We start from the raw sequence: 24,006 nt of genomic DNA, 5'->3' as shown, positions 1-24,006 counted from the left end.
CAATTATGAGTTAGCTTTCAGGTCTAAAATTCAAAACCTTTAATTATAACATAGATTTTTTTTGCAAGAGGTCTAATACTTTCTTAAAAAGTTTTTAGCTTGTAACCAAATATCTTCAACGGGATTCTGTTGGGGCGAATTGGGAGCAAATAAAATACAAGTAATTGACCAATCTGACGGTTCTTTATCACTATTTACTGAGGATAAAAAATCTCTAATTTTTCCATATTTATGATAACTAGCTCCATCCAAAATCAAGATTATTCTCCGTTTTTTATATTTACTTTGTAAGTGTTTTATGAATTTAACTGTTGATTTTCTATCTCCAGATGGATAACTTTGAACGTGGAATTGTTTACTCTGATAATTCAGGGTTCCAAAATAAGTTTGTCTATCTTTTTCATTGGTAATAGGAACTTCAATTCGGGAGCATCCCGGTTTTGTAAATGGGTAAAAGTATGATATAGTACAAAGTTTTTCGTTCTAAACTATATAAAAGAACGCCAAAATTTTCGCCCTACCCTAACCACACAGGCTTGTAGGAACATCTAAAATGAAGCTAGGAGAGTAGAAAAGGAGCAGGCGTCTATAAACTTCTAGCTTATTAAATCATTCAAGTAAGCACACCTCAGTTTAAGCATTTGATTAATATTTTCAGCTCGCCACTGAGCGCCGGAAATTTTCAATCTTCTATCAATCTGTTTCACCGATGATTCCACAGCTCCCGAACCGATGGAGCAATTTTTTTGAGTGGACAAGAGTTGATAGTTTACGATTCGATGTCGATGTTTTTTTAGGTAGTTACAAAAGTTTTCCGCTTGACGGCGACGGCACAACTCAAACAACTTAATTGTTTCATCTACACGACCCTGCCACAACAATTTTTTTGCTTGTGCTAACCGTTTGTTAGACCCTCCTACTTTATGGAGATTTTCAAGTAAATGGAACCAGTCTAAGATTTCTCGGCGATTGCCATCTGGATTAAATTTAGCGATGAGATTCCAAATCCCATCGTGTCCATCGCCTCAACAAGTCAGTAGGGAATTTAACGGCTGACGATTGACATAATCAATCAAGACTTCATTTTCTTGAAAATATCCAGCATAAAAGCTGCCATGAAGCCGAACAGCTTTATAATCAAGCCAGTGACACCCCTCCCCTTTTGCTCCTCTAATCCGAACTTTCCCTCCGTCTACGCTGGTTTCTTTAATGGGGGATTCGGCTCTTGGTTCTACCAATTGTTGGTTTTCTACCAATCTACAGCAGAATCCATGTATATGTGGTACACTAGATTCAGTACACAAGCCCAAAAAAATGAAAGCTTATTCGATCGAGTTTCGTAAAAAAATAGTTAAAGCCTATGAGCAAGGTGATACATCAGTCAGGAAAGTAGCCCAACGTTTTGATGTGAGTAAAGCGTTTGTTCAAAAAATCTTAAAACAAAAACAAACGACTGGTCACGTTCAACCACAAAAACAGGGTGGAAGCCTTAAAAGTGTGTTACACTCGTCCACAGATAAATTGACCGAGATGGTAGAAAAATATCCGGATAGCACCTTATTAGAATATTGTGAATATTGGCTAGATAGCTACCAACAATCTGTCAGTCCTAGTATGATGTGTCGCGAATTAATCAAACAAAATCTGACGCGAAAAAAAAGACAATACGGAGTAGTCAATCTGCCACCGACAAGCCGTGCAACTTTTGAGGTGTGAATATTGGGACAAAGTGAAAAATATCGACCCTGACAACCTCGTTTTTTTGGATGAAATGGGCGTTCTCTTGGGGTTAACACGAACCCATGCACGTTCAAAGTGTGGTAGTAGAGTCTATGATTTAAAACCATTTTATCGAGGTGCTCTCATTCACTGTTATTGGAGCAATCAGCTTAAAAAAAGTAGTAGGATTAATGACGCTCAACGGGTCGATGGATAGTCAGGCTTTTGCAGTTTTTGTAGAACACTGTGCCGGTTCCAAACTTATGGGATGGTGCCGTCGAAGTTAATTGATAATCTACCAGCTCATAAGTTGGCGGTGATTGAACCATTGATTCAAGCGACTGGTTAAGCGTGTTCTGAATTTATCACCTCCCGAATCCTGACTTTAATCCGATAGAATTATGGTGGTCACAACTGAAAGCTTTTTTACGTAAATTTTCGCCTACTACTACCAAGATGGTTGACGTAATACTTGCTACGGCACGCTTATTTGGTTAATCCACAGCACTTTAAAAACTGGTTTACAAGCTGCTGCTACTGTACTTCATAAACCTGGAATCCGCTGTATCTAAAGTGGTATGACCTATCTTAACTCCCGTCTGTACTTCAATTTCTTGGGACGCCTTGGAATATGATAAGTTAGCTACTTGCCGCAGGCCGCATTTTTCAAATAATGGAGCCAATTGAGTCGATTTTTTTAGGTTTAATTGTTCCGCTTGTTTTTCAGTTATTGTTAACTCACCCACACAGCTTTTTACGGTTCGGGGACGTCCTTTTTCTGTTCCCGTTGTTTCTTTAATAAAAAAAAAGCGAGTTGGGGTACCACCATTTCAAGCCATTGTTTTCTCAGGTGTCTTTCTATGCTTTCTTTCGCTATCTAATGCCTCGGGGGGAGTGTTTTTATATAAAATTTTGGCAATTTCAGCAGTAGAGCCTTGTAAACGTTCTTGTTCGTCCGGTGTCATGTTGGATTCCTAAAAATTATTCCTTGACTATTGTAACTCTTGAGTCCCTCTATTCTGCAACTGCTAGAAAATAACTCATTGACCCTAAAACAGATTTTTCGGCAAAGTTCTAGTAGGGAGCTTGAAAAATTTTATAAAAATATCATACTTCTGCATATTTGCAAAACCGGGATGCTCCCGACAAGATGCACACCCACAAGAAACTTGATGTGCTGTGGAACGGGCATCTTGCCCGTTTTTTTATTAGTCAGGGCGGGCAAGATGCCCACCCCACAATAAACTTGATGTGGTGTGGAACGGGCATCTTGCCCGTTTTCTTAGTCCGCGAAGGCGGACTTTGTATTTGTAGCCGCGGTTTCAACCGCCCGGTTTCAGCCGCCAATTTTATGGACTTCAACCACTAGAATAAATCCCTCTTTCTTGCAGTTGCTGCATAAAAAAATCTTCCAAACTAGGCTTAGCCAAATTCATCCCAATTAGCTGCCCTCCCGTACCGTTCAGACTAGAAAGAAACTCCTTCGGCTCGCCCTGCAAATGACCGTACCACAAATCATTATCAACTTCCATATCCGGTATCCACTTTTTCAGGATATTCAAGTGACCCCCCCTACCTTCAACCCGGTAAGTTTCAGTATTGCCGAGGAGTTGGTCTATCGCACCAATGCAAATTAACTCACCCTTCGCCAAAATTGCCACTCGATCGCAAATCTTCTCCACATCAGACAATATATGCGAATTAAAAAAAATTGTTTTTCCTTGATTTTTTAGAGATAAAATTATCTCCCGCATCTGATAGCGTCCCATCGGATCTAAACCAGACATCGGCTCATCTAAAAATACCACATCTGGATTGTTAATCAAAGCTTGAGCCATGCCGATCCGTTGCAGCATTCCCTTAGAATACTGGCGCAACTGTTTTTTAATTGCTGCCGATTGAGATAGCCCAACTAAGTCTAGCAAATTCGGAATTCGCTGCCGCTGAATCGAGGGGGGAATTTGAAATAACCCCGCCGCAAATTGCAAGAATTCCCAGCCCGTGAGATAATCGTAAAAATAGGGATTTTCTGGCAAGTAGCCGACTCGCTGTTTCACAGTGCGATCGCCCAAAGGCCTCCCCAACAGCAGCGCCCGGCCAGAAGTGGGGCGCACTATACCCAGCAAAGTTTTCAGCAGCGTAGTTTTCCCCGCTCCATTTTGGCCTAACAACCCGAAAGTTTCCCCCTCAGAGACAGTCAGAGTGCAATTTTTGAGCGATTCAATTTTTTCATTCATCCAGAAGCCGGTACGGTAGAACTTCCCCAGATTAAATGTTTCCACCACTGGGGTATATCCGGGCATCTCGGTGGGAGTTGGCGCATCTATAAGAGGTTCCATTTTCGTAAGCGAAATAAGTAGCACCTGATTATATTCTATGGCATAAGTTCAGTAATAATTGTTCTTTTTAATGTTAAACTAATATTAGCTGCACTTAAATATTTCTGAATATGGATCGTTCAAAAATTATTGCTATTATCACTGGGGTGATTTCTATAATTTTAGCAGTTGCCTACCTGCTGCTCGTTACCATCCTCGACTTCCGAGGCGAAATGCTGCCCGCACCTCAAAGTCATTTGCCCGTCTCGCTGCCGATTCAGCAATTGGCTAATGCTACTCTGACTTTACCAGCACTGAGGATTTATCCTCAATTGTGACACAAATAATATAATTTAAATTCCGCAATTTCGCCCATAAATTATGTACGTAAAACTGCGGGCGAAATGCTGCTATTTGTAGGGTGCGCAATGCGCACCTTACCACTATTTAGTCCGCGCAGGACGTTCGGCGAATCGAGCGTCGAGCCGCGGACGAAAGTTTGACTCTTGAGCGGTTTCAACCGCCAAGTTTTCTCAATTAATACACGTGAATTGCTTTCATCATGTGATACGCAACCAGCAACTGCGTCAAAGCTAGCGGGTAACTTTGCAAAACTTCGCCAGTTGTGCCGATCAGTTTGCCAATTTCCGGGTTGCCTTGGGCGGTGCAAAATCCCCGCAGGTGTGGCAACTCGCTGCACAAGATCATTTCCAGTTCGTTTACTTGATCGCTGGTAGCGTGGGAGTCTACTTCCAAAACGTCAACAGGTTTGCCCATATCCCGATCGAGTTCCAAGCGAATTGCAGGTTTAAAACTCTCGCTGCCTAGACCTAAAATTTCAGTAAAATCAGGGTGAGGAATTGTCGGTCTGAGCACTAAACGGACGCTCAAATTCGATTCATTGTCCGCTTCGGGAGGGTAAAAACTAACTACAACGTCGGCCGATTCACGCTGAGGACGAATGAAGTCTTCCGAGTCCGGTTCCCGTTTTTTTATTTCTGCAAGCACCTGTTCTTCAGTATAACCGCGCTTCATGATATCCCGCTTAACTTTCCACTGAGTTCGCAACTCTTCGGGAGGAGCGAGATACACTTTTACGTCGTAAGAATCGCGGATTGTTCGGGTTGCGTAACCCAGCAAACCTTCAACTATGACAAATTTGCTGGGCTTGATGTATTCCGGCGCGTCGAATGTACCTGTGGTGTGGTTGTAGATGGGTTTGAGAATTGCTTGTCCCGTGCGCAGCAGGCTGAGGTGCTGCTGCATGATGTCGAGGTGATTGCAGTCGGGATGCAATGCTGTGATTCCGATTTCTGCCCGCTGCTTTCTGTCGTAGCGGTGATAGTCGTCAGTGCAAATCACAGTGACATTTTCTGGTCCCAATACTTGGGCAATTCCCCGCGTCAGGGTGGTTTTGCCCGCTGCGCTGTCTCCGACAATACCGAGAATAATTGGTCGATCGCTCATTGTTTTTACCCCGACGGACAATAGCAAATTTTGTTGTGAATCTTACATCTTATCAAAGTTGTGTTCGATCCGATCGCTCGATCCGATGGTTTGACCCGATCCCCCGGACTCTCCCTAATGTGTAAAATTATTGTCATATTTCTTAATATAATGCGGCACCTGAGACTGAAAGAGTATCTGATTAAAAAATCACGCCCATTTCTCAACTGCCGGCGATGTCGATCGTACTTTTGAATCCGGCTATTGTGGGAATTTCGGGAAAATTACCCCTGCAAAGTGTCCCGGTAGTCTCTTTTCTAGTGCAAATTGCACCAGCCAGCGGTCGGAATCGTGGGATATTTTTGGTTTCAAAACGGCCAGCAAGCAGTGAATCAACTTGCCAGTCCATCAATCAATCGACGCCGAAGCCGATCGAATTTACTTGCAATATGAAGTTTTAGCCACAGCTTTCGCTGTGCGCGACCAATTAGTATAAATTTGAGTTCAGGACGCAATCATGCTCTCAAAAACCTATTTCTTTTACTCTTGCTTGCTGTAACGAAGTTTTTCCGTGAAAAAAATAGGTTTCGACGCACCCATGCGTAATTTCTAAATTTAAACAAATAAAAGATAAATCTTCGGTTAAAATGCGTGGTGCTGTTGAGATTAAAGATAAAGGAGAAATGATGGTTTATTTATTGCTGGGGCGACATTAGTTCATTACCCCTCAATCTGCGGTTGAAACCGCTCAAGAGTAAAACAAAGTCGGCCTGCGCCGACTGAGAAATCCGGGCGATATTTAAGCCGGACTTGATATTACTAATTACCACTCATCGTTTCGCTTGTTGGTGTGGGTTTCCCAATCGTCGTGTTGCGGCGACTGATACAAAGGTTCTGGTTCCAATTCGGCTGACATTTCTAATTCTGGTTCCGATTCTTGCTGATAGATGTTCAGAGGTTCGACAACGCGGGCGATCGCATCTTTGACAAATGCTTTGACAAACTCGTCTTTCCTATTTAACTGAAACTGCCTTTGCACAACTTCGGTGATGCCACCATCGCCCCAATCTTGGTCGTGACGGAAATATTCAATAAAACTTTTACCGGCAATTCGGGTTAAATAAGCGGCACTTACTGCTTGAATGGCTTTGCCAAGTACAAACCCGGCTACGCTTAATTGCAGCGCCCTTGACACTACTTGAATTACGCCTTCAACTATTCCCAAACTGGCTAGGGTTTTTGCTAGAGACAATGCCAATTCTTTGGCGCGATCGATATTTAATTCGCAGCCGTAAATCTTGGCAATTTCTACTACCATCTGAGCGTTAACTGCTGCTGTAGCTAACAAATCCACAACTGGCAAAGGCGTTACAGCAATTACTCCGGCCCCGATCCACTGAAATCGCTCTACTGCTTTATCAGCTTGCCGTCTCCTTTGAGCGTCAATTAACTTGCGCGCTTGGTCTCCCAAGTGCTGAGATTGCAGCAAAATATTGTCGGCAATTAAGTCTTCGCCTTCGGCTCGCAAAATCGCAGCGACGCGCCGAATTAATGGCATAATATCCGGGTCTGGCTGAAAAATTGTGCCGTCTTCTAGTACAACTTTTTGCGGATTGGCGCTAATCGCTACTACATCCATTGCTGATACAAAACCTTTGACTCGCTGCCGCAGCCGATCGAGAATTTCATCTCTGTCGGTGTCGGGATAAAGGTCAACTTTATTAAAAACCACGATCGACCTTTTGCCAATTTCCGCCAAAGTCCGCAGCGGTTCGTACTCGGATTTTCGCAAATCGCCGTCCAAAACAAATAAGATCAAATCTGCCCTCGCCGCCAACTGCCTCGCCAATTCTTCTCTGTAAGTTCCCGCTACTCCCGCTTCCAAGATGCCTGGAGTATCAGTAATTGCTAATTCTCGATCGATTCCTTTCAATTTCAGAGTGTAAGTTTCCCCAACTTCGGTAGTTCCCATCGGCGCGCCCACCTGTCCCGCCATCCGCCCCACCAGCGCATTGACAGCAGAAGTTTTGCCCGCAGAACCGGTGCCGAAAACAACTACTCGAACGCTGCCCCGAGCCATGCTAGCTTCAATTTCGCGAGCTCTCAACAGCAAAGCTTGCCGCGCTACTTCATCTTGAATGCGATCGACTTGCTGCCTGATTGCTTTGAGATTTTCCGAAGCAGCTTCACTTTTTACAACAGGAACCTTAGGATTAATGGGTCGTTTTCCCTTAACTTTCTGCGGGCGTTGCAGCAGCCTAAAATAGTAAAACAGCGCAAAAATTAACGTTCCCAAAAGTACAATTATCAGAAAAATCAGCAAATTAGCCAGCAGCGGAGAAGCAGACCACGCAACTTGACTGTAAAGCCCTGTTAAGGAACTCACGAGCCCAATAATCAGCCCCAGGGCGAGGCAGAAAGCAGCAATTAAGGTTAACAGGCGCGGCAAAGGCATGAGGAAAGCGGCAAATAAAATGGTTATGCTTTGATTTTTACATTTTCATGAGAATTCGGAAGTGATAAGCTATTTGGCATTTAGATTGAAGCTCGATCGCGGGTTCTCCTGCCCGCGCCACCAGAGTTTAAGTAAACAGTAGCTTACAAATTAAATGCGCGACAGCTTACGAGTTAAAAAAAAGAATGCAACTGTAGGCAAGCCGCAAACCCCGATAGTCATCAGTCATTCCCCATCTAAAACCTAAAATCTCAAATCTAAAATGCTATGGCGAAGCGCCCGTTAGCGAAGCCCTCGAAGAGGATCGTACTGCACCAGCCCGCAAACCCGATTCTGTCCGTCTGCGGGCGCGATTTGCGGAGTTTGAGCGCCAGCGGGACGGACAAATGCGATCGCCCTCTTGCTGCAATTGTAGCTTGCACTACTACTCAGCTACAGCTTATCACCTGCCCGAACCGCAGACCAGTTTATTTGCATCTACCTACTTATTTATTTAATAGCGAGTCGAGCAATACTTTTTTATTAAGAAACCAATATGACATTAAGTACACAGAAACCAGGTTTTTTAACGCCAGTGCGTCCTGGAAGCTCCGAAAGTAGAAACGAGAAACCGGGTTTCTCAGGCAAGGTAAAAGCGTCCTAATTCACAAAAATTATCAAATTAAGTATCCATGCCGTACTCTCAAATCAGTCACGACTTAAGTTAGACTGAATTGTCAGTGCGTGAATTATTCACAGGTTAGCATCTATGCAGCTCAAACATCTGAATCAGCCTTCACAAACACTCGCTACCTCTTGCGAGCATAACATCAAAGAGAGCCAGCAACCAAAGCTTAATTATTTCGCTCAAATAGCCCGTTCCTTTAGCAACCTCAGTATTAGCGACAAAATCTGGCGTGGGTACGCACTGGCTCTTTGTGTTGCGATTGGGGGAACGACTGTCGGGATGTTGGCGGGGAATCATTACTATCGAAGAACGAACAATCAAGTACACATCGATCTAGAAAGTCGGCTTTTAAATAAGTTGCAGGTGGCTTTACTGCGGACGCAAAACAGCCAAGAGCGGCTGATTTACTGGATCGAACAGCCTGAAATATTTGACCGCAAATACCAACAGCTACAAAACAATACCCGCAGTTTGAAGTTGTCCATATCTGAAATTGAAAGTCATAAAGACATGGAAGAGGTAGAAGGTTTACAAAATTTTAAAACCAATTACGCTTCGCTACTGTCTAATTACCTTCATCAGCTAGAAATTGTCAATCAAAAAATAAGTAATTTGCCAAACAACCCCGATCAAAAAAGTGTTAAACGCAAGTTGCTGTCGAATTTAGATCGAGATAAAATTGGGTTGGAACTAGATAGGGCGGTCAATGATATAGCAGAAATTATCGATCGCGCCCAAGAGCAAGAAGATGCAGCGGGGGAGGCCCTGCTGCGAGCGCAGGCGCTGCGGGTGCAAATAATTTTTGGTAGCATGGCACTGTCGATCGTCGTTGCAGCACTGCTGGCGGGCTTCACCAGTCGGGCGATCGCCAAACCCCTCGCCGCTGTAACTAATATCGCTCAGCGAGTGACCCAAGAGTCTAATTTTCAGTTGCAAGTACCTGTTACCAGCACCGATGAAGTGGGAGTATTGGCAGCTTCGCTGAATCAACTGATTCAGAAAGTAAATCATTTGCTAGAAGAATTGAAAGCCGGACAAGAAAGCCACATACTTCAAAATGAGAAAATGGCAAGTTTGGGGCGGATGTTGGCCGGTGTTGCTCACGAAGTTAACAACCCAATCAATTTTATATATGCCAATATCGACCCGGCGAAACATTATGTTGAAGATATTTTAGATTTGCTCAACACTTACGAAACAGAAATTTCCAAGCCGCCTGCCGCAGTGATCGCGAAAGGCGAAGAAATAGACATCGATTTTCTCAAAGAAGATTTGATGAAAATATTTGACTCGATGCAAGTAGGCGCTGAAAGAGCCAAAGCTATTATCTTAAGTTTGAAAGATTTTTCTCGCCTCGACGATGCGGCCCCTCATCCCGTCGATTTGCACGCCTGCATAGACAGCAGTTTGCTGATTCTCAACAGCCGAATCAAACAGGGTGTTGAAGTGGTGCAAAATTACGGGAACATTCCGAATGTTGAAGGCTATATGGGTTTGCTTTACCAGGTGTTTGTGAACATTCTGAACAATGCACTAGATGCTGTGGAAGAGAAAGCAAAAAGTGAGAAAACAAGTTTTGAGGAGGCGAAAAAACAATCGGCTTCGGAATCAATCAAACAGGAAGCACCGATTTTTTTGCCCAGGATTGTGATTGCTACAGAATACTTAGACGAAGACTCAGTGGTAGTGCGAATTTCCGATAACGGTACGGGAATAGCGCCAGCAAGTCAAGAAAAAATGTTTCAAACATTCTTTACGACTAAACCGAGAGGTGTAGGTACTGGTTTGGGATTGGCAATCGGTCGCGAAATTATTGTTAAGAAACACGGCGGGACAATTAACTTTTGGTCGGAGGTGGGAAGGGGGACGGAATTTACGATCGCCCTGCCGATTAAGCAGGATGATTTAATGCCAAATACGCTCTTAGAACCTCCAATTTCTCGCGAAGATAATTGCCTCTACAACGAGAACTTGTCAACCAAGTCCGAGGAGAGAGGAACTGTAAAACAATAAAAATTATCAGTTTTTAGATCGCTTTCAAAAAAGAAGACCATTCTAAGCCCGCAATCTAAACTCTGATGTCATAATTCATTCCAAATCTCAAATCTCAAATCTAAAATGGTATGAGATTGCTTACTGACCGAAAGCATCCAGGATACAAGCCCCCGGATTCATCAGTGGAGAAATAAAAAACCTGTATCCAATAAACAATCCCCCGAATTTATCCGTGGGATCAATGCTTCAATTCTTTAATCTAAAATCTAAAATCTAAAATCTAAAATCGATTGACTGGCTGTCGCTACGCCAATAGATGAGTGATAATACCCAACTCAAAACAATTTTTCGTAATCTTGAAAAACAGGAGTTGCTATAATTTAAAGTTGAGAAACAACTGTACGGAGCAAAAATTATGGGACTATTTGACCAAATTTTGAGCGCGATCGACAATCCCAACCAACAAGCAAGTCCCAATGAGTTGGGCAACATTTTGGGTGCGGTAGAGCAGTTGAGCAGCAACCAGGGCGTCAATACGGGCACGACTCAGCTAGCAATGTCGGTTTTGGGCGGATACGTGCGATCGGCATTGCAAGACGTGCGATCGCAGTCGGGAGACGCACAAGCTCAAGAAGTTGTCAACCAATTTAGCGGCACAAATCCCAATCCGGAAGCGGTACAGAGTTTGTTCGGAGCAGGCGAACTGACGCAGATAATAAACGATATCGCCCACAGAACCGGTTTGAATAACGCCACAGTGCAGGCGATGATACCTGTTTTGGTGCCGCTGGTGCTGAATTTGCTAAAAACTGGCAGCAACGCCCAAAACACAGCCCCAGGCAGCAATCCCGTTTTGAATACGTTTTTAGATGCAGATGGAGACGGCGACGTAGATATTACTGACGCCATGTCGATGGCAGGCCGCTTTTTGAATCAGCGCAGTTAATTTGGGAATTTTGTAACCGCAGATATCAGCGGATGGAAACAGAGGAACGCAGATAGGATTTTATCTGCGTTCCTCTGCGTTTATCTGCCTCGATCTGCGGTTACAAAAACTCCTACTTTAACCCAAACCCAAATCAGTCACAGCACCAACACTGCTAGAAGAAACCAACTTAGCATATTTAGCCAAAACGCCTTTAGTATACCGAGGTTGAGGAGGCTGCCAAAGAGCGCGCCGCTGCTCCAATTCTGCATCAGAAACATTGAGCTGCAACAAGCGATTTTTAGCATCAATTGTAATCGAATCGCCCTCTTTTACCAAAGCAATTGTGCCACCAACTTGCGCTTCTGGTGCAACGTGACCTACAACCATGCCGTAAGTTCCGCCAGAGAAGCGGCCGTCAGTAATTAACCCGACAGAATCGCCCAAACCTGCGCCAATAATTGCCGAAGTTGGTGCTAACATTTCGCGCATTCCCGGCCCGCCTTTGGGCCCTTCGTAGCGGATCACAATCACATCTCCGGCTTGAATTTTGCCCGCTAAAATTGCATCCAAACAATTTTCTTCAGATTCAAATACCCGCGCCGGGCCGGTAATTATCGGTTTTTTAACGCCAGTAATTTTAGCAACGGCTCCTTCTGTTGCCAGATTTCCCCTCAGAATTGCTAAATGTCCTTGGGCGTAAAGCGGGTTGTTCCAAGGGCGGATGACATCTTGGTCGGTGCGGGGTTCGGCTGGAATATCTGCCAACACTTCAGCAACAGTTTGACCGGTAATTGTCAGCGCGTCGCCGTGCAGCAAACCCTGTTTTAACAGCATTTTCATTACTTGAGGAATGCCGCCGGCTTTGTGCAAATCGGTTGCTACGTATTTGCCGCTGGGTTTGAGGTCGCACAGCACCGGCACTTTCGCTCTAATAGTTTCAAAATCGTCGAGGGACAGTTCAACTCCGATCGCATTTGAAATGGCCAATAAATGCAGCACAGCATTGGTTGAACCGCCGATTGCCATAATTACCGCGATCGCATTTTCAAAAGCCTTGCGAGTCAAAATCTGGCTGGGTAACAACTGTTTGCGGACAGCTTCCACCACAACTTTTGCAGATTCGGCAGCGCTGTCAGCTTTTTCGGCATCCTCAGCAGCCATTGTCGAAGAATAAGGCAAACTCATGCCCATCGCTTCAAAAGCGCTCGACATCGTATTTGCTGTGAACATTCCGCCGCAAGAACCAGCGCCGGGACAAGCTTTGTGTTCCACTGCATTGAGTTCTGTTTCGTCAATTTTGGCGGCGCTGAATTGACCGACTGCTTCAAAAACGCTGACGACGGTTAAATCCCGTCCGTTGTGGTGTCCGGGTTTGATTGTGCCGCCGTAAACAAAAATAGCAGGAATGTTCATGCGGGCGATCGCAATCATCGCCCCCGGCATATTTTTATCGCAACCGCCGACAGCCAGCAACCCGTCCATACTTTGGCCGTTGCAAACAGTTTCTATCGAATCAGCAATCACATCTCTCGACACCAGAGAATATTTCATCCCTTGAGTTCCCATCGAGATCCCGTCGCTGATAGTAATCGTACCGAACACCTGCGGCATTGCCCCGGCTTCCTTTGCACTCGCAATAGCCCGCAAAGCGAGGTCGTTCAATCCCATGTTGCAGGGCGTAATCGTGCTGTACCCGTTGGCAATCCCCACAATCGGCTTAGTGAAATCGCCGTCGCCAAAACCGACTGCCCGCAGCATTGCCCGGTTGGGCGCGCGCTGCACGCCCCCAGTCACAGCTTGGCTTCTCAAATTTTCAGGCATTTTAAAATTTCCTTTGTCAGTTGTCTGTTGTTCAGTTGTCTGTTTTTCTTTGCTGCTGGCTGTTTGAGTGCCCAGTGCCGAGAGTTTTACCCTATTGTTGATTTTCTCAGAAGCGTTGATATTTGTCAGGCCTTTTAGGAGGCAGCAGCACAGCATTGCCACCAAAGCAGTGCAAAGATTCTACAGATACTACAGGTGCAGGGTGAATACCGTAGTTATCTGGGATGATGTGGTAACACCCATCACTCTAACGTTTGAAAACAATTGCGAGGCGAATGACATGGAGGCCGATCGAATTCTGAGGCAATATGCGGCCGGAGAAAGAAATTTTCGAGAAATTAACCTCGCCGGGGCCGACTTACAAGGGGTAAACCTCAGCGAGGCTAACTTTACCAGAGCGAATTTCCAAGACGCAAACCTCAAAGGCGCTAACCTGACGGGAGCGAACTTGCGCGAGGTGAAATTGCCAGGGGTGGACTTGACGGAAGCTAATTTGACCGAAGCAAATCTGATCGGTACTGATTTGAGCCGCGCCAATCTCAGCGGGGCTAACCTGATGGGAGCCAACCTTCGCGGCTCAATGGCGAGAGAAGTCAACATGACCAAGGCTAATTTGACGGAAGCTAATTTGACCGAAGCCAACTTTACCGAAGCGAATTTGTTTGCGGCCAACTTAACCGACGCTAGCATGATTCGCATTAATTTGATGAAAGCAAATTTGAGTTGGTCAACTCTCAAAGCGGTAAACCTGACAAATGCCATCCTTAGCGAGTCGCTTTTAGAAAGAGCTAACCTGAATCAGGCAGTTCTCAGCGGGGCGATGCTCAGCGGGGCCAACCTGACTGGTGCAGACTTGCGCCAAGTAACGATGATTGGAGCTAATCTGAGCGAAGCTAATCTGAGCAATGCTAATTTGAGAGTTGCTAATGTGAGTTGGTCAACGCTGGCAAAAGCTAATTTGAGCGGTGCTAATTTGTACCGGGCAAAGCTTTGCTGGTCTAATTTTAGCGGGGCTGTTTTGATGGAAGCGGTTTTGATTGATGCTAATCTCAATCGAACTAACTTCCGCGATGCAGATTTGAGGCGGGCAATTATGCCCGACGGCACAACTAATGACTCTTAAAATTTGATTGTTGATTGTTAACTGTTGACTGTTGACTGTTAACTGTTGACTGTTGACTGTTAACTACTGACTAATGACTAATGACTATCAGTGAATTATTGATTCTGGGTGCGGCCGGACTTTTTGCCGGAATTCTAGCTGGTTTTTTGGGTATCGGCGGCGGTACGGTGATCGTGCCTTTGTTGGTGACTCTCAATTACACTCCGGTGCAAGCGGTTGCTACTAGCGGTTTGTCGATCGTCATTACAGCTATTTCTGGCAGCATCCAGAATTGGCGCATGGGCTACCTCAGCTTGAGTCAAGTCGCCGGCATCGGATTTCCCGCCGTCATCACAGCACAAATCGGTGCTTATTTGGCGGGGATATTTCCGCCTTACTTGCTGTTACTTAGTTTTGGGCTGTTGCTGTGGCTGAATATTTATTTAATTGAAGTTCGCAAGCGCGTGACAGCTAAGAAGAAAGCGGAAGCAGAACAAGGGGAACTAGGAGGACAAGCGGGACAAGGGGAAAATCCTCAATTACCAATTACCAATTACCAATTACCACAAAATTCAAATATTTTATTCCATCCAACTTTTGCTAAAATTGCTACCGGCAGTGCTGCGGGTTTATTAGCGGGTTTGTTTGGCGTAGGCGGCGGCGTGATTATGGTTCCCCTGCAAATTTTGCTGTTAGGAGAAAGCATTAAAACTGCAATTCAAACGAGCTTGGGCGTCATCGTCATCACGGCCATTTCCGCGACGGCTGGACACGCGGCGCGCGGGAATGTTTTGTGGGTTGTGGGGTTGATTCTGGGCGGCGGCGGTTTGTTGGGGGTGCAGGTGAGCACGCGGTTTTTGCCGAGATTGCCCGATCGTATTGTTAGTTTAGCTTTTCGATCGCTCTTGGCAATCTTATCGATTTATATTTTCTGGCAAGCTTGGCAAAAATTTAGTAATGGGTAATTGGTAATTGGTAAGGTGCGCGGCCCGGCGCACCCTACGAAAGAAGGAGGGAAAGTGCGCGCAGCAGCCTACGAAAAACTCATAACTAACGACTAATTTGTTGATAGTTTCTTCACGGCGCGAGTCAGACGCTGCAAATAAGGCTTGACAATTTCTTGATTTTGCCGCTGCAATTCGGAAACTTGCTGCTGCAAATGCTGCATCTCGGTTTGCAGCATTTCTGTGTCTATTGTGGGTCGATCGAGCAAATCCTGCAATTGCTTCACAGAAGCTTGGATTGTCTCCAAGTCTACTTCGTTCGATCGCTCCTGCAACTGAGCTGTAAGAGTTTTAACTTCAGTTAACTTTTCGTTCACCAATAAAAATCGGAGGTTGACATTTTCCCAATCATGCTCTCTGAGGGCACTATTTTCCAAAATGCGCACTTTTTGCTGCAAATCCAACAGGATGCTGTTGAACTCCTGAGAATCTGCCGGAAGCGCCTGCGCTTGGCGTTCGAGGGAGGCTACGGCAGCTTGTACCTCGGCGATGGCGCCGGATTCCAAGCCCTGGAGTTTCTGCTGCAAGTCGGAGACAGCGGTGTAGAGTTCCGCAGGTTGTCCAGGTAGTATCTGAACTTGCTGCGATCGACGTTCTACAGCGGCCTGTACGTCCGCGATCGCAGAATTTGCCTTGTGTTGCATTTGTTGCTCGAAACGCTGGCGATTGGCGAGATTCAGCGAGAGTGCTGCGGTTAAAGGGGCAACAGCGTAGAGAATTTGGCCTGACAATCCAGCAGCAATCGCGCCAATCGCTGAACCGGCAACAGAGGCGTATTCTGCGAATTCTAGCCAATCCGGCTGGTTCGGGGCACTTCTCAAAGTTGGGAATGATGCTTTTTCAATCTTCTGCATAGCCTTTTAGTCGTAGTCTGATAGATGGCGATAGGGACATGATAAAAGCGATCGGCAAATAAATCAGGGCTATTTGTCAAATTTTCGGGATTGTGGTATTTTTATTGACCGAAAGCATCCAGGATACAAGCCCCCAGATTTATCCGTGGGGTCAATGCTTCAATCTAAAATCTAAAATCTAAAATCTAAAATCGATTGACCTCATGCCGAATACCTTCTGCCTTCAAAACGGTCAATCTCATGTAAAATTCAGGATTAAGTCGATCGCTCAATCAACAGTTAACTGATAACTGATAACCGTTAACCGCCGTCTGTCAGGAGTACACAGAAAATGGGTCTTAAGATTATTGAAAGCTACGATAGCAGTTTTGTCCTCGAACCTGATGCTAAAACTGCACTGTTCGCTTCATTAACCGGTGACAGCTTTCTCCAACAAGTAGCCCTACAATTGCAATGCTCGCGCATTGAGTTTGCCGAGTTACTTTTTCAGCCCGTCCCTTACAGCAGCGAGACGCCGAAGGGAATGCCTGCTGAATTTGAAAAATATCACGAATCGAGCGATTTTGCGATCGTCAACGTCCCGCCTAATTTCATGTTCCAAGCCAAAATATTTAAACCAAGCCGCCTCTGTGCCGTTTATCGCGTTTTCAAGAGTTAGGTCAAGGCTGGTTCATCTGTGGTTGAATCTAAAATCTAAAATCTAAAATCTAAAATCGGATGACAGAAGAAATTCACTCTCTCGCCAGCTTAGAATTCATTCCCTACATTGACTCCGAGGGGAAATTGCCCGATTTTACCCAGGGAAAAATTGGCGTTTACGCAATTTTTGACAACGAGAAAGTCCTGCAATTTGTCGGTTATTCTCGCGATATTTACCTCAGCCTCAAACAGCATTTGGTACGGCAAACCCAATATTGCTACTGGCTGAAAATCCAAACTATCGACAAACCCAGCCGCACTATTCTAGAAAGCATCCGCTCGAGTTGGATTGCAGAAAACGGTTCCGAACCCCAAGGTAACGGTGTCGATGCTGCCAAGTGGAACGATCCCATCGACACCAAAACTGTGATGACTGCCCAAGAAACGGCAAACTATGAAGGTATCTTCGCCGATGAAATTGCCAAAGATAAATTGTTGAAAAATGTGGCGCGGCGCGTAGAAAATGAAATTTTTTCGCTGCTGAAAGCTCGCGGTGTAACTGAAGAAATTCGGTTTAATCCCAAGCTGAAAACGAGCGGATTGCTCGATTTAAAGTAAATACAATAGTCCTTACTGCGAACAGTAGGGAAACGGCAATGCCGTTTCCCTAATTCCCGCCCCGGACACGGCATTGCCGTTTCCCTACAGATTCTCGGCTACAATCTATCTGATATATCATCTCCGTCTCTTAACATTTTAACAGTTAAGATTTAACACAGATCGGAATCTGCACAATTAACTTAGCTCCTCGGCCCGGAGCAGAAATACAACTGATTTGCCCTCGATGTTTTTCCACTACAATATCGTGACTGATTGCCAACCCTAATCCAATACCGCTGCCTACAGGCTTCGTAGTAAAAAATGGGTCAAATATCTGGTGGCGCACTTCCTCACTCATCCCACAACCGTTATCGGCAATGTGAATAACAACCGATTTATAGTTGTGAGTGGCTAATTTGGAATCTTGATTGTGCAGGGCCGATTCTGACTCACAACTTACTGAAGTGCTGATGGTAATTTTTCGGGGAGACGGTTGAGTTTGCAGGGCATCAATAGCATTACTTAGCAGGTTCATGAACACCTGATTTAATTCACTGGCGTAACAGGTGACTCTTGGCAGTTGGCTGTAGTGCTTAATGACCTCTATCTCACCAGCTTTGTTTGCTCCCTTCAGTCGGTGCTGCAAAATAACTAAAGTATTGTCAATGCCTTCATGAATATCCACTGACTTGTACTTTTGTTCGCCAAGGCGGGAGAAGTTGCGCAAAGACATCACAATTTGACTGATCCGAGAAGCACCATCTTTCATCGAATTCAGCAGTTTTGGATAATCCTCTGCGATGAAGTCGGGTTGAATTTCGTCCAATTCGCCGATAATTTCTGGAAGGGGGTGCGGGTAGTAATGTCGGTACAATTCGACGAGGCGAAGCAAATCTCGCGCATAGTCCGCCGCTAGAGCAAGATTGCCGTAGATAAAGCTAACGGGATTGTTGATTTCGTGAGCAATTCCTGCCGCTAGCTGACCTAAAGAAGCCATTTTTTCCTTCTGTATTAACTGAGCTTGAGTCTTCTTGAGTTCAGTTACGGTTTGTTCGAGTTGCTGGGCGTAGGATTGCGTTTGTTGAAACAACTGGCGCTGCACGAGTTGATTTGAGACGCGGGCCAGAACTTCTTGTTCGTGAAACGGTTTTGTGATATAATCTATACCACCAAGTTCAAAGGCTTTGACTTTATCAAACACTTCATTTAAAGCACTGATAAAAATAACCGGAATGTCCTTGGTTGTGGGAGAAGCTTTCAATGCTTGGCAGACTTTGTAGCCGTCCATACCGGGCATCATGATATCCAGCAAAATCAAGTCAGGAGCAGTTAATTCGATCGACCGCAGAGCTAGTTTGCCATCGGGTGCGGTGCGTGTTTTGTACCCTTGCTGCGAGAGTATTTGAGCTAAAAGCTGCAAATTAGCCGGAATATCATCAACAATTAAAATATTCCCTTTTAAGACGGGAGTTGGTTCGCGATTCATATCTAGTTTGGTAAAATAACATTTATAGGTTTGTATTGAGTACGACCGTCCGAGCGGGTTTTATGAGGACGGTCGTACTCAATACAAACCCGATATAATATCGTTTTTATTTTATTTCGGGATGGATGAGAGCTAGTATTTGGTTGAACTGAAACTCGTTAGCCAATGCGGCTAGAGCGCTAGCTAAAGCGTCATTTCGATCGCGAATTCGTTCAATTTGGATAAGTATTAACTCTAAATCGCACTCAATTGTGGCTTTCTCTAAAGCTGCCAGCCAATCTGCGGGTAAAGCTGCAACAGTCTCTGGAGTGGGAGCTTCGATGTGAGTTGAGTCGGGAACGCTCTCCGGTTCCTCGTAAATGTAACGCACTCCGAGATGTTTGTGCAGGGTGGCAAAGATTTCTGTATCTCGAAAGGGTTTGTGGATAAAGTCATCGCAATCATCTGATACAGTAACGGTTCGCGCTTCCTCGGCGTTACCGGCACTCAGGGCAATAATGGGGGTAGCTTGACCTTTAACCGTGGCTTTAATACGTTTCGTCGCTTCCTGTCCATCCATCACGGGCATCCACATATCCATAAAAATTAAGTGTGGCTCAAAACTCGACCACATTTCAATAGCTTCTATGCCGTTGCTGGCTTCTTGGAGTTCAAAGTTAAAGGCAGCGAGGAGTTCGATCAGCAGTTGGCGGTTGTCGGCTCGATCGTCCACAATCAAAATACGATAGCGCGGTTGGTTGCGTTCTAGAGCTATCACCCGACGCGGCGGCTGTAGGGGTTGAGCCGCCGGGGCCTCAACGGCGCTGACGGAGATATCAAACGCGAAGGTTGTGCCGCGTCCTTCTTCACTGCACACAGTAATCATGCCACCCATCAGCTTGATAAACTGCTGGCTGATAGCCAGCCCCAACCCTGTTCCCTGCTGAGATGCTGCCCCTGTTTTGGTTTGCACAAACGGTTGAAAAAGCCGCTCTAACTCTTCAGGAGCCATGCCGAAACCAGTGTCTTCTATTTCAAAATGTAATTGATAATTAGTGATTGGTAATTGCTGGTTTTCACGATCCATACCCGCACTTACTCTTACCGCAATTCCTCCTTTTTTCGTAAACTTAATGGCGTTAGAAAGCAGATTAATTAAAACTTGGCGCAACTTAAGTTGATCGGTTTGCACGTATTCGGGAATATCGCTAGAGCAGTCAAATGTTAACTGTAATTGTTGCTCCCGTGCCTGAAGTTGGAACATCTCTTTTACATCGTTCAGCAAGCTGCTTAATTTAAAGTCTGTTGGGTTGAGGGTAATGCGTCCCGCCTCTATTTTGGCTAAATCTAATATTTGATTGATCAGAGCTAGCAAGTGTTCTCCGCTGCAGTTGATAATGCGGATATTTTCCTGCTGTTCGCGACTGAGGTTGGTAGAACGCTGCATCAATTGGGAGAATCCCAGAATTGCGTTGAGCGGGGTGCGGAGTTCGTGGCTCATATTTGCCAGGAAAGTGCTTTTCGCGACGTTGGCGGCTTCTGCTGCCCAGGCGGCTTCTTGGAGCAGTAGCGATTGCTGCTGAGTAGCTTCGAGCAATTGAGCTTGTTGTAAGGCGACTCCCAGTTGAGTGCTAATTTGCACCCCAATATTGATTTCTGCTTCGCGCCAAGTGCGGGGTGCAGAATTTTGATAGCTGGCGAGCAAACCCCAAAGTTGACTGCCGCAAAATATAGGAAAAATAACGTAGGCTCTAGCTTGAAATTGCTCTAACAGTTGCAGGTAACAAGGACTCAACCCAGCGCTGTATATGTCTTCAATTATGTGGTAAGGAACGCCTCTAGCATACATACCGCCTTGATTTCTTTGTAGATAGGTATCTCGCACTGGTTCACCGGAGGCTTGCATAGTTTTCGCGGTACAGCGAGAGTCTTCGAGGAGAGTGTTTGGAAAATTAAAATCGTCAGTTTGTTGCATCAGAGATATCCAGCCCGGAGCCAGTGATTCGGCAACAAATTCCCCGCTCCAATCAGGATTAAAACGATAGATACCGACACGATCGCATTTTAGGGTTTGTCGCAGTTCAGAGGTTGTAGTTTTGAATATTGTGTCAATATCTAAGGACTGACGGATGCGATCGATCGATCGGGCGATGGCTTGTTCTCCCTGCGCGCTTTCTCGCAAAGCTGACTCGGCTTGTTTGCGATCGCTAATATCCAAGACAGTGCCAAACAAACGCATCAACTGCCCTTTTTCATCGTAAAGCGGTTTCCCTCTGACTTCTATGTAACAGAGCGAGCCATCTCTTCGGATCAGCCGCAGATCGATTTCAAAGCTTTGTCCCGACATAGCTCTATCGCGAAGTATTGCGACATAGCGCGATCGATCCTCTGGATGAAAACGCTCGATTAATTGTTCGGTTGGCAGCGGTTTTTGAGTCGGATCGAACTCGTAAATGCGATAGAGTTCCTCACTCCAAGTGGTTGTGTTTGTGGCGATATCGTGTTCCCAACTACCAATACGAGCAATTTTTTGGGCTTCCAGCAGTCGGGATTCGGCTAACTGGCGATCGCTAATGTCGCGCGCTACCCAAACCGCAGAGCGATCGGACAGCGGCGAAATTTTAGCAGCAAACCAAACTTCTTGATTATTAATCTGCTGACTGTAATCAAAACTAATCGTTTGTTTAATTTCCAATGCCTGTCGAACTTGAGCGAAATAAATCTCCTCGCTTTCCTCATGAAAAAATTGTTCGATGATCGAGTCAATCTGACTCGTCTGATAGTTGTAGTGAGAAATGCCCTTGGTAGGTATAATTTTTATCGTTTTTTCTGGTAATTCAAAAATTAATACAATATCGGCAATTGACTCAAATATTTGTAGAACTTGCTCGGTAGAGGTGTAAAGTTTTTGCTCGATCAATTGGCGCTCGGCTATTTCATATTGTAATATTTCGTTAGCACGAGCTAAGGCGTAGGTACGTTCCGCAACTTCGGATTCTAAAGTGCGATTGTAGTCAGTTAATATTTTTTCAGATTGTTTGCGCTGTGCGATGTTATAAAAAATAATCAGGGCATAAATAATATTTCCGCCTTCGTCGAAAATTGGTGTGGCGCGCACCTCAAAAGGAATAAATTTCCCATCTCGATGAAGTTCTAAATCGTCAAGGAACACCGTTTCGCCGCGCAGCGCTCGGAATGCAGGCAGTTCTTCAGTTGGATACGGCTGGTTTTTGCGGTACATTTGATAAACTTTTACTGCTTCTTGTAAAGTCGCATCGGGGATAGTTTCTACGCCGAGCCAATGCTTGGCAGTTTCGTTGAAGTACACGGCTTGACCGGAGGCATCGTGGATAGATACTCCCGCAGGTATGGCTTCGATAAATTGCTTCAGTTGGCTCTCGCTCTGCGCTAAAGCTTCATTTAAAGCTTTTTGGTCTGTAAAAGCCTTTTGCAGTTGTGCTGCCATAAGATTAAAGGAATTGGTCAGTTCTCCGACTTCATCCAAGCGTCTAATTTCTAAAGGTCGATCCCATTTTCCTTTGGCAACATTTTTGGCGGCGGTATTCAAGCGCATAATTGGCTTTGTCACCCAACGGGAAGTCAACAATGCGATCGCGATCGCCAGCGGCAGCGTAGCGGCGCACAACCACAATGTGTTGCGCGTATTTGCTTGAAGGCGATCGATGAAATCAGACTCTGGCACCACCACCACAATCAACCAATCCAAGCCGCGGAAATCTCGATAGGGAGTGACGCGGACAAACTGCCGCGAGCGGTTGTTCGCCAGGGTAAATTTCTGGGTTGTTTGCAGCGTGCGGAAGTTCCCAAATCGGTTGGCGAGTTGTCGAGCAATATCTCGCGTTCGGGCGTCCTTGCTGTTGATGGCTAGCAATGGCGTCGGTTGGTTTTTTGCTTGCGTCACCAAGGGTGTTTCTCGTGTGGATGTGGCAATCAGATTCCCCGATCGATCCATAATAAAAGTCTGTCCCGATGCAGAGAAGTGCAGCCTAGCCAGAAAGGTATTGATTGCCGACAGCCCATCCCGATCTGTGAGGCGATCGCTAATCCGTTCTCCTACTTGTTCGATTAGCTGATGCGCTACATTCTCAACTGATTCCTGACCGCTTTTGAAACAAAGAAAGCTCACTAGCGCGACTACACTTACCGTTTGCAAAACAAACGGAACAATCAGAACCGTTCGCAGGGGCAGCTTGCTGAAAAGTTTGGCGGCTGGGCGGTTGAAGGGATAAATGGGCATGGGTGTGAACCAATTGGGCTGGCGATCGAATTTTAACTGCTGTGGTCTGCCTTTACCCCGGCAATTGTTGCGCCTGGTAGGCTCTGAAATTTTCCTCCGGGTTCAATATAGCCAACTACCAGCGAAGATTGGGCGCGGCTGTCAAAATTTGCCTCTGTCAGTTCTGTTTCTAGCTGTTTGGCAGTTGATTCATTTCTACTAACAAAAACAGCCAGAGTTTTTATATGTTGTTTCTGTGTATGGGAAATCATATCGTTAATTAACAGCTCGATTAATGGCTTATTATTCGGCAGATAACTGCCCATAACTTGAATTTTAATTTCTGTTTGATTTCCCTCCCCATCTGTCAAAATCAAGCTAGAGGAGCTTTCGGAAATTTTATTAATAGTTTGATTGGGATGCTGGAAGTGCAACCATTTAACAACGGCAGCCTCTGTGGCGGCTACTGATTCGTGCAGCCGGTCCGCCAAAGCATAGAAAGCCTCATTATCTTCTCGGTGAGCAAGTACGTAAGCTCGCAATTCCTTTCTGCTCATAGCTTGAAAATTAGGCTTGTTCATCACAGTATCTCCATTGCCCGTTAGGATAAATCTCTATTTCAATAGTTTCACCAGCCAAAATATACAGGTAATTTGTGCGTTCATCGAGCCGCACTATGTAGATAGGCTGATACATATTTGTTAATTCATAGCAAACTACAAAGCATTTGAGTAACTGCGCTGCTGTAGGAATAAT

General features: G+C 45.3%; 21 protein-coding genes and 1 pseudogene. 9 read left to right on the top strand and 13 right to left on the bottom strand.

Annotation, left to right across the window (positions count from 1 at the left end):
- Nucleotides 1-72: 72 nt before the first annotated feature.
- From QUA54_RS34560 to QUA54_RS34550, 3 genes and pseudogenes are all read right to left on the bottom strand, one after another.
- The gene (locus tag QUA54_RS34560) at nucleotides 73-465 is read right to left on the bottom strand and encodes a transposase (RefSeq protein WP_445301582.1); all 393 of its coding nucleotides are present in this window, start codon (nucleotides 463-465) and stop codon (nucleotides 73-75) included.
- A gap of 131 nt (nucleotides 466-596) precedes the next feature.
- A pseudogene (locus tag QUA54_RS34555) lies at nucleotides 597-974 on the bottom strand (ISKra4 family transposase); the annotation flags it as partial.
- A gap of 51 nt (nucleotides 975-1,025) precedes the next feature.
- On the bottom strand, nucleotides 1,026-1,238 hold the full coding sequence (locus QUA54_RS34550; protein ID WP_445301581.1) for a hypothetical protein: 213 nt from the start codon (nucleotides 1,236-1,238) through the stop codon (nucleotides 1,026-1,028).
- 76 nt (nucleotides 1,239-1,314) lie between these two features.
- Between QUA54_RS34550 and QUA54_RS24225 the strand changes: the two genes are divergently transcribed.
- Nucleotides 1,315-1,716 carry an IS630 transposase-related protein gene (locus tag QUA54_RS24225; protein ID WP_333416634.1) on the top strand — a complete coding sequence of 134 codons (402 nt, stop codon included), beginning with the start codon at nucleotides 1,315-1,317 and terminating at the stop codon, nucleotides 1,714-1,716.
- An 833-nt stretch (nucleotides 1,717-2,549) separates the two neighbouring features.
- On the opposite strand, the gene QUA54_RS24220 is transcribed toward QUA54_RS24225, so the two are convergent.
- Both QUA54_RS24220 and QUA54_RS24215 read right to left on the bottom strand, forming a co-directional pair.
- Nucleotides 2,550-2,684, bottom strand: a complete 135-nt coding sequence (locus tag QUA54_RS24220) for a hypothetical protein (protein ID WP_333416633.1) — start codon at nucleotides 2,682-2,684, stop codon at nucleotides 2,550-2,552.
- A gap of 393 nt (nucleotides 2,685-3,077) precedes the next feature.
- A complete protein-coding gene (locus QUA54_RS24215) occupies nucleotides 3,078-4,058 on the bottom strand; it encodes an ABC transporter ATP-binding protein (RefSeq protein ID WP_333416632.1) in 981 nt (326 codons plus the stop codon).
- Between the two features lie 110 nt (nucleotides 4,059-4,168).
- Here QUA54_RS24215 and QUA54_RS24210 point away from each other — a divergent pair, with 110 nt between their 5' ends.
- Nucleotides 4,169-4,375, top strand: coding sequence for a hypothetical protein (locus tag QUA54_RS24210; RefSeq protein WP_333187318.1), 207 nt, complete (start codon nucleotides 4,169-4,171; stop codon nucleotides 4,373-4,375).
- 199 nt (nucleotides 4,376-4,574) lie between these two features.
- On the opposite strand, the gene QUA54_RS24205 is transcribed toward QUA54_RS24210, so the two are convergent.
- Nucleotides 4,575-5,504 (bottom strand): phosphoribulokinase, encoded by a 930-nt coding sequence (locus tag QUA54_RS24205; RefSeq protein WP_172186600.1) that lies wholly within the window; start codon nucleotides 5,502-5,504, stop codon nucleotides 4,575-4,577.
- Nucleotides 5,505-6,306: 802 nt separating this feature from the next.
- Nucleotides 6,307-7,938: a YcjF family protein gene (locus tag QUA54_RS24200; protein WP_172186598.1), complete on the bottom strand. Its 1,632-nt coding sequence runs from the start codon at nucleotides 7,936-7,938 to the stop codon at nucleotides 6,307-6,309.
- A 267-nt stretch (nucleotides 7,939-8,205) separates the two neighbouring features.
- On the opposite strand from QUA54_RS24200, the gene QUA54_RS24195 reads away from it, so the two are divergent.
- The 3 genes from QUA54_RS24195 (at nucleotide 8,206) to QUA54_RS24185 (ending at nucleotide 11,546) form a co-directional block, all read left to right on the top strand.
- Nucleotides 8,206-8,538: a hypothetical protein gene (locus QUA54_RS24195; protein ID WP_333416631.1), complete on the top strand. Its 333-nt coding sequence runs from the start codon at nucleotides 8,206-8,208 to the stop codon at nucleotides 8,536-8,538.
- Between the two features lie 148 nt (nucleotides 8,539-8,686).
- Complete coding sequence (locus QUA54_RS24190) at nucleotides 8,687-10,618, top strand: HAMP domain-containing sensor histidine kinase (protein WP_333416630.1); 1,932 nt, start codon at nucleotides 8,687-8,689, stop codon at nucleotides 10,616-10,618.
- A gap of 397 nt (nucleotides 10,619-11,015) precedes the next feature.
- Nucleotides 11,016-11,546 carry a DUF937 domain-containing protein gene (locus QUA54_RS24185; RefSeq protein WP_333416629.1) on the top strand — a complete coding sequence of 177 codons (531 nt, stop codon included), beginning with the start codon at nucleotides 11,016-11,018 and terminating at the stop codon, nucleotides 11,544-11,546.
- 117 nt (nucleotides 11,547-11,663) lie between these two features.
- Here the strand turns inward: QUA54_RS24185 and ilvD are convergent, their stop codons facing one another.
- A complete protein-coding gene (ilvD, locus tag QUA54_RS24180) occupies nucleotides 11,664-13,349 on the bottom strand; it encodes a dihydroxy-acid dehydratase (RefSeq protein WP_333416628.1) in 1,686 nt (561 codons plus the stop codon).
- A 280-nt stretch (nucleotides 13,350-13,629) separates the two neighbouring features.
- Here ilvD and QUA54_RS24175 point away from each other — a divergent pair, with 280 nt between their 5' ends.
- Entirely contained in the window at nucleotides 13,630-14,472 is an 843-nt protein-coding gene (locus tag QUA54_RS24175) for a pentapeptide repeat-containing protein (RefSeq protein WP_333416635.1), read from the top strand.
- Nucleotides 14,473-14,552: 80 nt separating this feature from the next.
- Nucleotides 14,553-15,416, top strand: a complete 864-nt coding sequence (locus tag QUA54_RS24170; protein WP_333202471.1) for a sulfite exporter TauE/SafE family protein — start codon at nucleotides 14,553-14,555, stop codon at nucleotides 15,414-15,416.
- A gap of 92 nt (nucleotides 15,417-15,508) precedes the next feature.
- Here QUA54_RS24170 and QUA54_RS24165 read toward each other — a convergent pair whose 3' ends face one another.
- Nucleotides 15,509-16,309, bottom strand: coding sequence for a hypothetical protein (locus QUA54_RS24165; protein WP_333416627.1), 801 nt, complete (start codon nucleotides 16,307-16,309; stop codon nucleotides 15,509-15,511).
- 331 nt (nucleotides 16,310-16,640) lie between these two features.
- Between QUA54_RS24165 and QUA54_RS24160 the strand changes: the two genes are divergently transcribed.
- Entirely contained in the window at nucleotides 16,641-16,967 is a 327-nt protein-coding gene (locus tag QUA54_RS24160; RefSeq protein ID WP_333416626.1) for a hypothetical protein, read from the top strand.
- Between the two features lie 59 nt (nucleotides 16,968-17,026).
- Nucleotides 17,027-17,566, top strand: a complete 540-nt coding sequence (locus tag QUA54_RS24155; protein ID WP_333416625.1) for a GIY-YIG nuclease family protein — start codon at nucleotides 17,027-17,029, stop codon at nucleotides 17,564-17,566.
- A gap of 145 nt (nucleotides 17,567-17,711) precedes the next feature.
- Here the strand turns inward: QUA54_RS24155 and QUA54_RS24150 are convergent, their stop codons facing one another.
- From QUA54_RS24150 to QUA54_RS34545, 4 genes are all read right to left on the bottom strand, one after another.
- Nucleotides 17,712-19,034: a response regulator gene (locus tag QUA54_RS24150; protein WP_333187340.1), complete on the bottom strand. Its 1,323-nt coding sequence runs from the start codon at nucleotides 19,032-19,034 to the stop codon at nucleotides 17,712-17,714.
- 106 nt (nucleotides 19,035-19,140) lie between these two features.
- Nucleotides 19,141-23,271, bottom strand: coding sequence for an ATP-binding protein (locus QUA54_RS24145; RefSeq protein WP_333416624.1), 4,131 nt, complete (start codon nucleotides 23,269-23,271; stop codon nucleotides 19,141-19,143).
- A 32-nt stretch (nucleotides 23,272-23,303) separates the two neighbouring features.
- Nucleotides 23,304-23,831, bottom strand: a complete 528-nt coding sequence (locus QUA54_RS24140) for a DUF6887 family protein (protein ID WP_333416623.1) — start codon at nucleotides 23,829-23,831, stop codon at nucleotides 23,304-23,306.
- Nucleotides 23,818-24,003 (bottom strand): DUF6888 family protein, encoded by a 186-nt coding sequence (locus tag QUA54_RS34545; RefSeq protein ID WP_422614725.1) that lies wholly within the window; start codon nucleotides 24,001-24,003, stop codon nucleotides 23,818-23,820. The genes QUA54_RS24140 and QUA54_RS34545 overlap by 14 nt, the downstream gene beginning before the upstream one ends.
- Nucleotides 24,004-24,006 lie beyond the last annotated feature (3 nt).

The sequence above is a fragment of the Microcoleus sp. MOSTC5 genome, assembly GCF_036701825.1.
GTDB classification, from domain to species: domain Bacteria; phylum Cyanobacteriota; class Cyanobacteriia; order Cyanobacteriales; family Microcoleaceae; genus Microcoleus; species Microcoleus asticus.
Note: the sequence above shows the minus strand (reverse complement) of the source record. Positions and strands in the feature narration are given on the sequence as shown.

Excerpts from the sequence above, each read along its gene's own strand:
- QUA54_RS24225 (WP_333416634.1), top strand. The coding sequence starts at position 1,315 with ATGAAAGCTTATTCGATCGAGTTTCGTAAAAAAATAGTTAAAGCCTAT.
- QUA54_RS24220 (WP_333416633.1), bottom strand. The coding sequence starts at position 2,684 with ATGACACCGGACGAACAAGAACGTTTACAAGGCTCTACTGCTGAAATT.
- QUA54_RS24215 (WP_333416632.1), bottom strand. The coding sequence starts at position 4,058 with ATGGAACCTCTTATAGATGCGCCAACTCCCACCGAGATGCCCGGATAT.
- QUA54_RS24210 (WP_333187318.1), top strand. The coding sequence starts at position 4,169 with ATGGATCGTTCAAAAATTATTGCTATTATCACTGGGGTGATTTCTATA.
- QUA54_RS24205 (WP_172186600.1), bottom strand. The coding sequence starts at position 5,504 with ATGAGCGATCGACCAATTATTCTCGGTATTGTCGGAGACAGCGCAGCG.
- QUA54_RS24200 (WP_172186598.1), bottom strand. The coding sequence starts at position 7,938 with ATGCCTTTGCCGCGCCTGTTAACCTTAATTGCTGCTTTCTGCCTCGCC.
- QUA54_RS24195 (WP_333416631.1), top strand. The coding sequence starts at position 8,206 with ATGGCGAAGCGCCCGTTAGCGAAGCCCTCGAAGAGGATCGTACTGCAC.
- QUA54_RS24190 (WP_333416630.1), top strand. The coding sequence starts at position 8,687 with ATGCAGCTCAAACATCTGAATCAGCCTTCACAAACACTCGCTACCTCT.
- QUA54_RS24185 (WP_333416629.1), top strand. The coding sequence starts at position 11,016 with ATGGGACTATTTGACCAAATTTTGAGCGCGATCGACAATCCCAACCAA.
- ilvD (WP_333416628.1), bottom strand. The coding sequence starts at position 13,349 with ATGCCTGAAAATTTGAGAAGCCAAGCTGTGACTGGGGGCGTGCAGCGC.
- QUA54_RS24175 (WP_333416635.1), top strand. The coding sequence starts at position 13,630 with ATGGAGGCCGATCGAATTCTGAGGCAATATGCGGCCGGAGAAAGAAAT.
- QUA54_RS24170 (WP_333202471.1), top strand. The coding sequence starts at position 14,553 with ATGACTATCAGTGAATTATTGATTCTGGGTGCGGCCGGACTTTTTGCC.
- QUA54_RS24165 (WP_333416627.1), bottom strand. The coding sequence starts at position 16,309 with ATGCAGAAGATTGAAAAAGCATCATTCCCAACTTTGAGAAGTGCCCCG.
- QUA54_RS24160 (WP_333416626.1), top strand. The coding sequence starts at position 16,641 with ATGGGTCTTAAGATTATTGAAAGCTACGATAGCAGTTTTGTCCTCGAA.
- QUA54_RS24155 (WP_333416625.1), top strand. The coding sequence starts at position 17,027 with ATGACAGAAGAAATTCACTCTCTCGCCAGCTTAGAATTCATTCCCTAC.
- QUA54_RS24150 (WP_333187340.1), bottom strand. The coding sequence starts at position 19,034 with ATGAATCGCGAACCAACTCCCGTCTTAAAAGGGAATATTTTAATTGTT.
- QUA54_RS24145 (WP_333416624.1), bottom strand. The coding sequence starts at position 23,271 with ATGCCCATTTATCCCTTCAACCGCCCAGCCGCCAAACTTTTCAGCAAG.
- QUA54_RS24140 (WP_333416623.1), bottom strand. The coding sequence starts at position 23,831 with ATGAACAAGCCTAATTTTCAAGCTATGAGCAGAAAGGAATTGCGAGCT.